At 72.5% G+C, this 12,214-nt stretch carries 13 protein-coding genes; 8 read left to right on the top strand and 5 right to left on the bottom strand.

Going from position 1 to position 12,214, the window contains the following annotated elements; genetic code table 11:
• Window positions 1–150: 150 nt before the first annotated feature.
• Window positions 151–570, top strand: a complete 420-nt coding sequence (locus AB0N16_RS06605) for a nuclear transport factor 2 family protein (protein WP_365793712.1) — start codon at window positions 151–153, stop codon at window positions 568–570.
• A gap of 15 nt (window positions 571–585) precedes the next feature.
• On the opposite strand, the gene AB0N16_RS06610 is transcribed toward AB0N16_RS06605, so the two are convergent.
• Window positions 586–1,218 carry a LysE family transporter gene (locus AB0N16_RS06610; protein WP_365793714.1) on the bottom strand — a complete coding sequence of 211 codons (633 nt, stop codon included), beginning with the start codon at window positions 1,216–1,218 and terminating at the stop codon, window positions 586–588.
• 293 nt (window positions 1,219–1,511) lie between these two features.
• On the opposite strand from AB0N16_RS06610, the gene AB0N16_RS06615 reads away from it, so the two are divergent.
• Both AB0N16_RS06615 and AB0N16_RS06620 read left to right on the top strand, forming a co-directional pair.
• Window positions 1,512–2,753 (top strand): cytochrome P450, encoded by a 1,242-nt coding sequence (locus AB0N16_RS06615; protein ID WP_365793716.1) that lies wholly within the window; start codon window positions 1,512–1,514, stop codon window positions 2,751–2,753.
• A 12-nt stretch (window positions 2,754–2,765) separates the two neighbouring features.
• Complete coding sequence (locus AB0N16_RS06620; protein WP_360493965.1) at window positions 2,766–2,966, top strand: ferredoxin; 201 nt, start codon at window positions 2,766–2,768, stop codon at window positions 2,964–2,966.
• 127 nt (window positions 2,967–3,093) lie between these two features.
• On the opposite strand, the gene AB0N16_RS06625 is transcribed toward AB0N16_RS06620, so the two are convergent.
• Window positions 3,094–3,645: a TetR/AcrR family transcriptional regulator gene (locus tag AB0N16_RS06625; RefSeq protein ID WP_365794055.1), complete on the bottom strand. Its 552-nt coding sequence runs from the start codon at window positions 3,643–3,645 to the stop codon at window positions 3,094–3,096.
• 94 nt (window positions 3,646–3,739) lie between these two features.
• On the opposite strand from AB0N16_RS06625, the gene AB0N16_RS06630 reads away from it, so the two are divergent.
• From AB0N16_RS06630 to AB0N16_RS06650, 5 genes are all read left to right on the top strand, one after another.
• Entirely contained in the window at window positions 3,740–4,198 is a 459-nt protein-coding gene (locus AB0N16_RS06630) for a nuclear transport factor 2 family protein (RefSeq protein WP_365793718.1), read from the top strand.
• 20 nt (window positions 4,199–4,218) lie between these two features.
• The gene (locus tag AB0N16_RS06635; protein WP_365793720.1) at window positions 4,219–4,752 is read left to right on the top strand and encodes a flavoprotein; all 534 of its coding nucleotides are present in this window, start codon (window positions 4,219–4,221) and stop codon (window positions 4,750–4,752) included.
• A gap of 94 nt (window positions 4,753–4,846) precedes the next feature.
• Window positions 4,847–5,815 carry an aldo/keto reductase gene (locus AB0N16_RS06640; protein WP_351744784.1) on the top strand — a complete coding sequence of 323 codons (969 nt, stop codon included), beginning with the start codon at window positions 4,847–4,849 and terminating at the stop codon, window positions 5,813–5,815.
• A 33-nt stretch (window positions 5,816–5,848) separates the two neighbouring features.
• The gene (locus AB0N16_RS06645) at window positions 5,849–6,718 is read left to right on the top strand and encodes a helix-turn-helix domain-containing protein (RefSeq protein ID WP_365793721.1); all 870 of its coding nucleotides are present in this window, start codon (window positions 5,849–5,851) and stop codon (window positions 6,716–6,718) included.
• A gap of 453 nt (window positions 6,719–7,171) precedes the next feature.
• Entirely contained in the window at window positions 7,172–9,031 is a 1,860-nt protein-coding gene (locus AB0N16_RS06650) for an RICIN domain-containing protein (RefSeq protein WP_365793723.1), read from the top strand.
• A gap of 12 nt (window positions 9,032–9,043) precedes the next feature.
• Here AB0N16_RS06650 and AB0N16_RS06655 read toward each other — a convergent pair whose 3' ends face one another.
• From AB0N16_RS06655 to AB0N16_RS06665, 3 genes are read right to left on the bottom strand one after another with little or no spacing between them, the layout of a single operon-like run.
• Entirely contained in the window at window positions 9,044–9,535 is a 492-nt protein-coding gene (locus AB0N16_RS06655; protein WP_365794057.1) for a universal stress protein, read from the bottom strand.
• A gap of 16 nt (window positions 9,536–9,551) precedes the next feature.
• A complete protein-coding gene (locus AB0N16_RS06660; RefSeq protein ID WP_365794059.1) occupies window positions 9,552–10,811 on the bottom strand; it encodes an arsenic transporter in 1,260 nt (419 codons plus the stop codon).
• 58 nt (window positions 10,812–10,869) lie between these two features.
• Window positions 10,870–12,123 carry a hypothetical protein gene (locus tag AB0N16_RS06665; RefSeq protein WP_365793725.1) on the bottom strand — a complete coding sequence of 418 codons (1,254 nt, stop codon included), beginning with the start codon at window positions 12,121–12,123 and terminating at the stop codon, window positions 10,870–10,872.
• Window positions 12,124–12,214 lie beyond the last annotated feature (91 nt).

Here is a 12,214-nt window from a genome sequence, read left to right on the forward strand (position 1 = left end):
TGACGCCACGATTCAACACCGCGGGCGCCCCGGATCATCCTCACGACACCGGGCCCTCCTTACCTCACGGGTAATCGCACGTACCGCACGCCGCGGGCACAGTCGTGGATACCCCCCATTCGGCCGACACCCGAGGCAGAGGTCACGACCATGTCCCACACCCACGCCGTCGTCGAGGAACTGCTCCGCCGGATCGGCGCCGGCGACCCCGAGCGGATCGCCGAGCTGTACGCCGAGGACGCGGACTGGCGGCTGAACTGGCCGCGGGAGGAGCACGACCGCCCGGACACCCCGTGGATCACCCACCGCACCGGCCGCGCCGGAGCCGCCGCGCACTACCGGGACCTCGCCGCGCACCACGTCCCCGAGCGGGCGGACACCCGGATCGAGCGGGTGCTGGTCGACGGCGACGACGCGGTGGTGCTGGGCGAGATCCGGCAGACCGCCAAACCGACGGGGCGCTCGTATCACGCCAGGTTCGCCCTGCACCTCACCGTCCGGGACGGTCTGGTCGTACGGCACCACGTCTACGAGGACAGCCTAGCCGTCGCCCGTGCCTTCGCGCCCTGACCGCGCCCGGGGGCCTCAGCCGGGCGACAGCACCATCCGGGCCGCCAGCCCGAGCATCACGCAGCTCGACAGCAGCGCCGTGACCAGGCGTCCCCGATGGCCGGTCAGGCCCCGGCCGAGCAGCGCGCCGCCGCCCGCCAGCAACAGCTGCCAGCTCGCGGAGGCCGCGAAGGCGGCGAGGACGAAGACGCCCTGTTCCAGCGGCCGTACCGGCTCGGGGGAACGCGTGCCGACCACCAGGGCCGCGAAGTAGATCACCGTCGTGGGGTTGAGCAGCGTGATCCCGAGCAGGCCGAGATACGCCCGCCCGGGGCCGGGTACCGGCCGCTCGGGCCGGGCCGAGAGCCGCCGCTCCCGGTACTGGCGCAGCGCCACCGCCGCACCGCGTACCGCGAGGCCCACCAGGACCAGGGCCGAGAGCAGGCGCAGCGGCCCGAGCACCGGCAGCAGCGCCGTCGCCAGCGCGGCGCCGCCGACCGCGGCGAGCAGGGCGTAGAGGCCGTCCGCGCTCGCGACGCCCAGCGCGGCACAGGCGCCGGTCCGCAGTGACGTGCGGGCTGTGAGGGACACTAGATATGTGCCGACCGCGCCGACCGGGACGGCGATCCCGTACCCGGCGAGCAGGCCGGCGACGAGCGCGGCCGTCACGGGCGTGCGGGCTCGGGCCTCCAGGGGCGCCTCGGCTGCTGCTGGACCCGCCCCCGACCGACGGTCGCGAAGGTCAGCGGCACCACGGCGTCAGGAGTGTTCATGCGCAGATCGTGGGGCCCGCCTCGTCGTCCCGGCAAGCGAATTTCGGCCCGGAATCGTCCCCCGACCGCGCGGGGTTCGGCCAGATCACCCGATTCACCGATCTGGCTGAACTTGCGGTCGCCCCATAGGTGCCCCGGGCATCTAATGAAGATCGGCACGACGTACGACATTCGTCTGCGAGGTCTTCCATGAACGAACTGACGGACCTGACGGAACACACTGCTCCTGTCCACCGGGCCGACCCTGTGGCCTGGCCGCAGGACCGCACGTGCCCCTACCACCCGCCCACCGGCTACGACCCACTGCGTGACGGAACCCCGCTGTCCCGTGTCACGCTCTACGACGGCCGCACCGCCTGGGCGGTCACCGGCCACGGCACGGCCCGGGCGCTGCTCGCCGACCCCCGGCTCTCCAGCGACCGCCGACGGGACGACTTCCCGATGCCGAACGCCCGGTTCGCGGCGGCCCGGGAGCGCCGCCAGGTCGCCCTGCTCGGCCTCGACGACCCCGCGCACCAGACCCAGCGCCGGATGCTGATCCCGGACTTCACCCTCAAGCGGGCGACCGGGATGCGGCCGGCCATCCAGCGGATCGTCGACGAGCTGCTCGACCGGATGATCGCCCAGGGGCCGCCGGCCGACCTGGTGAGCGCCTTCGCCCTGCCCGTGCCGTCCATGGTCATCTGCGACCTGCTCGGTGTGCCGTACGCCGACCACGAGTTCTTCGAGGCGCAGTCCCGGCGGCTGCTGCGCGGTCCGGAGGCCGCCGACTCCCTGGACGCGCGCGACAGGCTGGAGGCCTATCTGGGCGACCTGGCCGACCGCAAGAGCCGGGACGAGGTGCCCGGCGAAGGCGTCCTCGACGACCTCGTCCACGAGCGGCTGCGCGAGGGCGCCCTGGACCGCGACGAGGTCGTCGCGCTGGCCCTCATCTTGCTGGTCGCCGGGCACGAGACCACCGCCAACATGATCTCGCTCGGCACCTTCACCCTGCTCCAGCAGCCCGAGCGGCTCGCCGAACTGCGCGCCGACCCCGCGCTGGTGCCCGCCGCCGTCGAGGAACTGATGCGGATGCTGTCCATCGCCGACGGGCTGCTGCGCGTCGCCCTGGAGGACATCGAGGTGGCCGGTACCACCATCCGCAAGGGCGACGGCGTGCTCTTCGCGACCTCGGTCATCAACCGCGACGAGTCCGTGTACGACGACCCCGACACCATCGACTGGCACCGCCCGGCCCGCCACCACGTGGCCTTCGGCTTCGGCATCCACCAGTGCCTGGGCCAGAACCTGGCCCGCGCCGAGTTGGAGATCGCCCTGCGCACCCTCTGGGAGCGGCTCCCGGAGCTGCGGCTCGCCGCACCTCCCGAGGAAATCCCCTTCAAACCCGGCGACACGATCCAGGGGATGCTGGAACTCCCCGTGACCTGGTAAGAGGCTCCTGCCATGCACATCGAGATCGATACGGACGTCTGCATCGGAGCCGGCCAGTGCGCCATGACGGCGCCGAACGTCTTCACCCAGGACGACGACGGCTTCAGCACCCTGCTCCCCGGCATGGAGGACGGCGGCGGTGATCCCCTGGTCCGGGAGGCGGCCCGGGCCTGCCCGGTGCACGCCATCACCGTCAAGGAACCGACGGGCTAGCGTCGACCGGCGGTGCCGCCGGCACCGACCGTGCCGGCCCGCGCCCGGGTCACCGCTCCGGGCGGCGGCCAACCGGCTCGTTCGCGCGGGTCCGGGCCGCGCTGTCGGTGCTCGCCGCGGCCGGACCTCACCGGTCGCGCAGCAGTGCCCGGGCCGCCTCGCGGGCCTCGGTCGCGGGCTCCGTGCTCCCGGTGATGCCCGCGGTCACCATCGCCCCCTCGGCCAGCAGGAACAGCGGGCCGGTGAGCGCGGCGTCCAGACCGGCGCCCGCCACCAGGCCCGCGAGATAGTCCCGGAAGGCCTGTTTGTGGCCCCGCACCTGAGCCACCACCCGCTCGGAGGTGGCACCCAGCTCGCCGTACGCGTTGATCCACGCGCACCCCCGGAAGTCCTCCTCGCCGAACCACCCCGCCAGCCAGTCGAAGACGGCGAGCAGCCGCTCCCGGGGGTCCGGCTGCCGCTCGACATGCGCGGCCAGCCGCTGCCGGCAGCGCACGTCCCGGCGCTCCAGATAGGCCACCACGAGCTGTTCCTTCGCGGGGAAGAGCTGGTAGAGCCGTTTGAGGGAGACCCCGGAGGCGCCGCGTATGTCGTCCATGCCGACGGACTGCACCCCCCGCCCGTAGAACAGCCGCTCGGCGGCGTCCAGGGCCTGCTCCCGTGCGACCGCGCTGTCCATGACCACTTCCGAGGGCTCCTTGACGAGAGAACGTGCGTTCTCCTACGTTAGCAGCGACCGGGAGAACGTGCGTTCTCCACCTGAGGAGGAGGCCATGGCCGACCGTCCGCCCCTGCCACCCTTCACCCGCGGGACCGCCGTCCAGAAAGTCCAGGCCGCCGAGGACGCCTGGAACACCCGCGACCCGCAGCGGGTGGCGCTCGCGTACTCCGAGGACTCGGTGTGGCGCAATCGCGGCACCTTCGTCACCGGCCGCGCGGAGATCGTCGAGTTCCTCACCGCCAAATGGGACCGGGAACTCGACTACGCGCTCCGCAAGGACCTGTGGGCCTTCGACGGCAACCGCATCGCGGTCCGCTTCCAGTACGAGTGCCACGACGCGGCCGGCCAGTGGTGGCGGTCGTACGGCAACGAACTCTGGGAGTTCGACGAGCACGGGCTGATGACCCGGCGCGAGGCCAGCATCAACGACGTCCCGATCGAGGAACACGAACGCCGTCTCCACGGGCCGCGCCCGGAGTCCGAGCGGGGCCTGTCGTTCCCGCTCCGGTGACACCCGCATAGGGTTCTTGGATGACCCATGCGCCCTCGAAGCCCTTTCTCTACCTCGTCGTCTGCGGGGCCGGCATCGCCGCGGGCGTCGGCAAGCTGATCACCGCGGCCCACGAACGCGGCTGGGAGGTCGGGGTCATCGCCACACCGGTCGCCATGAACGGGTTCTTCGACACCGCCGAGGCAGAGGCACGCACCGGCCGCCCCGTCCGGTCGGCCTGGCGCCGCCCCTCCGACCCGCGCCCCTTTCCGGCGCCGGACGCGGTGATCGTCGCCCCCGCCACGTTCAACACCGTCAACAAATGGGCCGCCGGGCTCGCCGACACCCTCGCCGTCGGCACCCTCTGCGAGGCCCTGGGCCTGGGCGTCCCGATAGCCGTCCTGCCCTGCGTCGCCGACGCACTGGCCGCCCACCCCGCCTACCGGGAGAGCCTGACCCGGCTGCGCGGGCTGGGCGTCCGCTTCGGCGACCCGCACACCGGCGGAGCCGAAGCGGACGGCCGGCGCCCCGAGTTCGCCTGGGAACGGGCGCTGGACCTGCTGGAGCAGGGCTGACGCGTCCGATTACCGCCCTCGTCACGCGAGACCGGACGACGGGCCGACGTACGCTCGGCTCTGTACGACGTGATCTCGAATGTGGGAGACAACGATGGAGTACGTGAAGCTCGGCCGCACCGGTCTGGACGTGTCCCGGATCTGCCTCGGCTGCATGACCTACGGCCTGCCCGACCGCGGCACCCACGAGTGGACCCTCGACGAGGAGGCGTCCCGCCCGCTGATCCGGCAGGCGCTGGAGGCGGGCATCAACTTCTTCGACACCGCCAACGTCTACTCGGACGGCACCAGCGAGGAGATCGTCGGCAAGGCGCTGCGCGACTTCGCCCAGCGCGACGAGATCGTCCTCGCCACCAAGGTGCACGGCCGGATGCGCCCCGGGCCCAACGGCGGCGGTCTGTCGCGCAAGGCGATCCTCACGGAGATCGACCACAGCCTCAGCCGCCTCGGCACCGACTACGTCGACCTCTACCAGATCCACCGCTTCGACCACGACACGCCGATCGAGGAGACGATGGAGGCGCTGCACGACGTCGTCAAGGCGGGCAAGGCGCGCTACATCGGGGCCAGTTCGATGTACGCCTGGGAGTTCTCCAAGGCCCAGTACACGGCCGAGCGGAACGGCTGGACCAAGTTCGTCTCCATGCAGAACCACTACAACCTCCTCTACCGCGAGGAGGAGCGCGAGATGCTGCCGCTCTGCGCCGACCAGGGTGTGGGCGTGCTGCCGTGGAGCCCGCTGGCCCGGGGCCGCCTCACCCGCGACTGGGGCACGGTCACCGAGCGCAGCACCACCGACAACTTCGGCAACCGCCTCTACCAGGACGGCGACCGCGCGATCGTCGAGGCGGTCACCCGCATCGCCGGCGACCGGGGCGTCCCCCGAGCCCAGGTGGCCCTGTCCTGGCTCCTCCACCAGAACACGGTGACGGCCCCGATCATCGGAGCATCGAAGCCGAACCACATCGAGGACGCGGTGGCGGCCGTGGAGTTGGAGCTGAGCGACAAGGAACTGGAGGAGCTGGAGGAGCCCTACGGCCCCCATCCGATCTCCGGCCACTGAGGCGCTTCTTGTGGCTTTCAGGGGCGCGGGGCTGTGTCAGTGTGCGGCTCCGCCGCGTGGGCGCGAGCGACCACATCGCACCCGCACCCGAATCACAACCGCTCGGTCCCGCAAGGACCGCCCCCCTGGCTGTTCACCTGGACCACGGACGGCCGCGGCCTGCTCCGGCAGGGCACCGCACAGGCCTGGGCGCGCCCCGGCGAACTGGTCGTCCTCGCCCCCGGCGTCCCGCACCACTACACGGTGGCGCCCGGCGCGAGCCGCTGGGGGTTCTGGTGGACCCACTGCCAGGCCCTCCCCGGCTGGGCGCAGTGGCTGGGCCGGTGCGCCGTGGGCGACGGCGTGTACGCCGTCGGCGCGCCGGACGACACACACGCCCGGATCGAGGCCGCGTTCCACCGTCTGCTGGCCGACTCCCGCTGGACCGGCAGCGGCGCGCCGCCCGCGGCCGTACCCGGCGAAGCGCCCGTCGCCGTCGCGTACGGCAGCGCCGCACGCGAACTGGCCCTGTGCGCGCTGGAGGAGGTGGTCCTGCTCGCGACGGCCGGCGCGCACCGGGCGCCACCCGGTCCGGACGCCCGGGACGGGCGCGTGCGCCGCGCCGGGGAACTGATCACCGCCGACCCGGGCGCCCCCCACACCGTCGACTCGCTCGCCGCGCGTGTCGCGCTGTCGCCGTCCCGGTTCGCCCACCTCTTCACCCGGGAGACCGGCGTGCCCCCGATGCGCGCGTTGCGCGAGGCGCGGCTGCGACACGCCGTCCGGCTGCTGGAGAGCACCGACCTCACGGTCGAGCGGGTGGCCGCCGCGTCCGGATTTCCCAGCCCGTTCCATTTCAACCGGGTTTTCCGTGAAAGATACGGTGTCCCGCCCGGCGCCTACCGTTCCGGTGAACGTCCGTAATGCCTGCGGCCATTGGTTCGCGGACGCTCGCCGACCGGAGGGCCTGCGCAGGTCGGACCGTGGTTCAATGGTTGGTGCGGATGCCGGGACGGTCGGCCCCGAATCCTCGCGCCAATTACGATGTCGATACAACGACAAAGCGCGAACGTACTCATTGACGATTCGTCAAATCAGCGCAAGCTCCGGGCAATGCGGAAAACCCTGAGATCCCTTGTTCTGCCCTGCTGGCCTGTGCAAAGGTGTGCCGTGTCGGCATGCGGACAATTGTTTCCCCCCGCATGCGCGAGGCCGCTCCCGTACGCCCCCCACGCTTCAAAAGAGCTGCCGACGGCGGACGTTCGAGCGCCGAACCCCAACAGGCCCATCCGATCATGGCGTCGGCCGGGTCGCATACCGGTCACATACCCGACGGTATGGACTGAATTCCGCGTTGCGTCTGGAAGGAATGCCGCCGTGAATGACGCAGGCCTGGGGAATTCCCCTACCCCCGCCCGGCCGTTCGACGTCACCGACGAGCAGCTCAGCGCCGAGCTCAAGCAATGGACGGGCGCCGCGCCCGCGCTGCACCCCGTCGGTGAACTCCTCGACCGGCACTGGGAAGCGGCCTTCGCCTACGCCCGACTGTGCACCGACGGCTCCCGCGGCGCTGGAATGCTCACCACCGCCGCATTCACCCGGCTTTTCGGTGAATCCCTCCGCCAGAGCGGCCCCACCGCCGCCTGGCGTCCCCAACTCCTTGTCACCGTCCGCCGTATCGCCGCCGAATGGGACAACGACGGCCGCAGCGAACTCCTGCACCCCGAACTGCGCGTCGGCGAGGGGGAGCGGGCCGCCTCCCGGCTGCTCCCGCCCGCGAACCGGCGGCTGCTCTCCCGCGCCTTCCAGCGCCTGACCCAGTCCTCACGGGCCGTGCTGTGGCACACCGAGGTCGAGTCGGAGCCGCTGTCGACCCCCGCCGGGCTGCTGGGCCTCGACGAACAGGACACGCGGGTCGAACTGCGCCGGGCCCGCGAGCGGCTGCGCGAGGAGTGCCTCCAGGTGCACCGCGAACTCGCCCACGAGGACGAGTGCCAGCGGTACGTCCGGATGATCGACGTGACCTTCCGGCGTGGCGGCGTCGACCTCGACCGGGACCTCCAGCAGCACCTCAACGGCTGCAGTCACTGCCGGCACACCGCCGACCAGCTCCACCAGTTCAACGGCGGCCGCAGCCTCGGCCTCGCCCTGGCCGAGGCCGTGCTCGGCTGGGGCGCCCGCGCCTATCTGGAGTCGCGGGCCGGCCGCACCGGGGAGCCCGCCGAGCAGGAGGCCACGCCCGTCGGCCGCCCCGCGGTCGGTGAGGACTTCGCACCGGCGGCCGGGCCGGGCAAGGACCTGGTGGTGCACCCCGCCCTCTCCCGCCGCGCCAAGCAGCGGGCCGCCCGCCGGGTGCGCCGCCGCAACCTCGCCGTGGCCGTGGGCACGGTGAGCGGTCTGGTCGTGCTGCCGCTGGTGCTGTGGGCGGTGCTCGGCTCCGGCGACGACGCCGGCTCGACGGCCGCGGGCAAGCCCTCCGCCACGCCCGGCAAGGGCACCGCCAGCTCGGGCCCGTCCTGGATCGGCACCAGCCAGACCACCCAGGGCACCTTGCGCGGACGCCTGCACAACATCGCCTCCGGCCTGTGCATCGGCGTGGTCGGCAAGAAGCCCGCCAAGGGCGCCGAGACCGGGCTCGCCGAGTGCTCCTCGGACGCCGGCCAGCAGTGGACGTACGAGAACGACGGGCTGCTGCGCAACGGCGCCGACCCCGGTCTGTGCCTCGACTCGCACCTCGGCTACTCCGTCCGGCTCGCCCCGTGCTCGGCCGCCGCCTCCGGCACCGGCGGCCGGAGCATCCGCTACGACTTCACCCTCCAGGGCGCCCTGGTGCCCCGCTGGGACCAGGACCTGGCGCTCGCCCCGGCCGCCACCGACGGCGGCGGCTCCCTGGTGGTCAAGACCCGGGCGAACGTCGCCGCCCAGCGCTGGGTGATGGACACCTCCCAGCCCGACCTGCAGATGCAGATCGTCAACTGGGACGCCGAGACCACCCCGACGCCGACCCCCGCCCCGTCGGCCACCCCCGCACCCAAGGCCGCGAAGACCCCCACCCCGGCACCCTCTCCGTCGGCGTCGCGGACGACAGCCCAGCCCACGCCGTCGAGCAGCGCCCCCAGGTACAACCCGTGCGAGGAATACCCGGGCTACTGCTACGGCGGCGGCCAGTACGGCGACGGCGGGGGTTACGGCGGCGGTGGCGGCTACGGTGGCGGAGGCGGTCACCGCGGCCACTGAGCCGCTACGGGCTCAGGGGTGGTGCGGCGGCGGGGGCGGCATCGTCGTCAGATCCGGCGCCCCCTCCGGCCACACCAGCAGCACCGGGCAGGGCGCGTGGTCGACGGTGAACCGCACCGCCTTGCCCAGGCTGTGCGGTCCCAGCCGGGACCGGTCGCCGTCCCGGGCCACGATCAGCAGACCGGCGCCCTCGGCGGCGGCCACCACCTCCCGCTCGACGCGCCCGGTCCGCTCCAGCCGGGTGCACGGCCGTCCCAGCCGTGCCTCGGCCGCGTCCAGCAGTTCCGCCGCCGACGTGCCGCCGAGCGCCACCAGCCGCTGCTCCGGGTCCGGTTCCGAACCCGCCCGGCCCAGCAGCCCCGCGAACGCGCCGTGCGCCAGGCCGGCCACCCCCGGCTCGGTCACGTGCAGCAGCACCACCTCGGACGCGTCCCGCGCGTAGCCCCGCGCCGCGTCCACACAGGCGGGCCAGGTCCCCTCGACCAGCCAGACGATCACCCGCATGTCCATGGCCTCCCGTCTACATCCCGACCACCTGGAGCGCCCCCCACAGTGCCACCACCGCACCGGCCAGCGCGGTCGGCACGGCGAGCAGCCCCAGCCGGGTGAACTCCCCGAGGTCCACCCCGTGGTCGTGCTGGTGCACGATCCTGCGCCACAGCAGCGTGGCGAGCGAACCGGCGTAGGTCAGGTTCGGGCCGATGTTCACCCCGAGCAGCACCGCCAGCACCGCGCCGGGCCCGGTCTGCGCGGCCAGCGGCAGCAGCACCAGCACCGCCGGCAGGTTGTTGACGACGTTCGCCAGCACGGCGGCCAGCGCGGCGATGCCGAGCAGGGCCGGCAGCCCGGTCCCGCCGGGCAGGACATGCCCGAGCGCGTCGGACAGCCCGTTGTCGACGACCGCCCGCACCACGATCCCGAGCGCGAGCACGAACGCCAGGAACGCCGGAGCCGCCGCCTTCACGACCGACAGCGGGGTTGCCTGCCGCCGTACCAGCGCCCGCCCGGCGAGCACCAGCGCGCCGGCGAACGCGGCCCACGCGGGGTCGACCCCGAACGCGGAGGTGACCACGAACCCGGCGAGGGTGCAGGCCACCGTCACCACCGCGAACACCGGCAGCCGGGGCGGCTCGCCGGTGTCCTTCGCCCCCGGGGCCGCCGAGGACAGGTCCCGGGCGAAGAACCGCCGGAACACCAGGTACTCGGCGCCGATCGCCACCAGCCAGGGCAGCACCATCAGCGCCGCGAACCGGGTGAAGCTCAGCCCGCTCGCCGCGAACGCCAGCAGGTTCGTCAGATTCGACACCGGCAGCAGCAGCGAGGCGGTGTTCGACAGATGAGTGCACGCGTAGACGTGCGGCTTGGCCCGCACTCCGGACCGGGCCGCCGTCGCGAACACCACCGGCGTCAGCAGCACCACCGTCGCGTCCAGGCTCAGTACGGCGGTGATCACCGAGGCCAGCGCGAACACCGCGGTCAGCAGCCGCACCGGCCGCCCGTCCGCCCAGCGGGCCATCCACGCCCCGCAGGCCTGGAACAGCCCCTCCACGTCGCAGAAGTGGGCGAGCACCAGGACGGCGGCGAGGAAACCGACGACGGGGCCGAGCCGTTCGGCCTCCTCCCGGGCGTGGTCCAGCGAGATCGCCCCGGTGGCGATCACCACCCCCGCAGCGGGTACCGCGAGCACCGCCTCCGGCCAGCCGCGGGGCCGGATCACGGCCCAGGCGAGGACGGCGGCGAGCAGCAGGACGGACAGGGTCTCGGCGAGCGGGGTGTTCAGGGCGTGTTCCTCTGGGCGTGATCAGGTGCGGCCCGCCCATGAAAGCAGACGGACCCGTTTACGAGGACCGGGTACCCGCCGTACCCAGGAACTCAGCCCATCCTCCGGTCGGTTCCTGGCCCGGGTTCAGGGTGCGCAGGGTGCGCAGCACCCCCGGGTCCTGCGCCTCCAGCCACGCCACCAGCTGCTTGAAGGACACGAACCGCACGTCGTCGTACTCGGCCATCTTGCCGATGGCCTCCTCGACGGCGTCCATGTAGATGCCGCCGTTCCAGCGTTCGAAGTGGTTGCCGATGAAGAACGGCGCCCGGTTGGTGGTGTACGCCCGCTGGAAGCCCGCCAGGTAGGTGTCGCGGGCCTGGGTGCGCCAGGCGTCGTACTGGGACTTGTCGCCCAGCGGGTTGCCGGCCGACTGGTTGAACATCATGTTGTAGTCCATCGACAGGACCTGGAAGGAGTGCCCGGAGAACGGTATGGACTGCAGCGGGAAGTCCCAGATGCGGTTGCCCTGCACCTTGCCCGGCCAGATCTGCAGGCCGCCGGGGGAGCTGGCGTCGTACTTCCAGCCGAGCGCGGCCGCCGTGGGCAGCAGGTTGGTCTGGCCCTCCAGGCACGGGGTACGACCGCCGATCAGCTCCTTGCGGTAGTCGAAGGGCAGCGGGTCCAGGTCGGTGAAGCCGGTGTTGGTCTTCCACTTGGTGACGAAGCCGATCGCCTGGTCGATCTCGCTGCGCCACTCCGCCGGGGACCAGTTGCGCACGCCGTCGCTGCCGCAGAAGTGCCCGTTGAAGTGGGTGCCGATCTCGTGCCCCTCCAGCCACGCCGCGCGCACCTGCTGGAGCGTGTTGTGGATGTGCCGGTCGGAGAGGTAGCCGATCGCGGAGGCGCCGACCTCGTGCTGCGGCGGCCGGTAGAGGTCCTTCTTGGACTCCGGCAGCGTGTAGATGCCGGACAGGAAGAACGTCATCTTCGCGCCGTGGTCCGCGGCGACCTTGCGGAAGCGGGAGAACAGCTGGTTGCTGAGCTCGCCGGCGCCGTCCCAGGAGAACACCACGAACTGCGGCGGCTTGGCGCCGGCCGCCAGGCGCGTCGCCTTCGGCTGGTGCGGCTGGGCGCCGGTGTCGGCGGTGGACCCGTCCCCGATGAGCTTCAGCGGCTTGGCCGGTACGCCGCTGCTCTTGCCGTTGTCGGCGGAACCGCCGCCGCCCACCGTCCACTGGCCGTTCGAGCACCCCGACACCGCGCCCAGTGCACCCAGGGCGCCCGCCGTCGCGCCCGCCGTCAGGATCCGCCTGCGGGAGATGCCGCTCATGTCCGTCCCCGATTCCGTCGTCCCGGCCCCTCGCGGGGCCTTCTTCCTGTGTGGTCGACGGGTTCGATGGGCGGGCAGGCGGAAAAGATCG

It is taken from the genome of Streptomyces sp. NPDC051105, assembly GCF_040682795.1.
GTDB lineage: Bacteria > Actinomycetota > Actinomycetes > Streptomycetales > Streptomycetaceae > Streptomyces.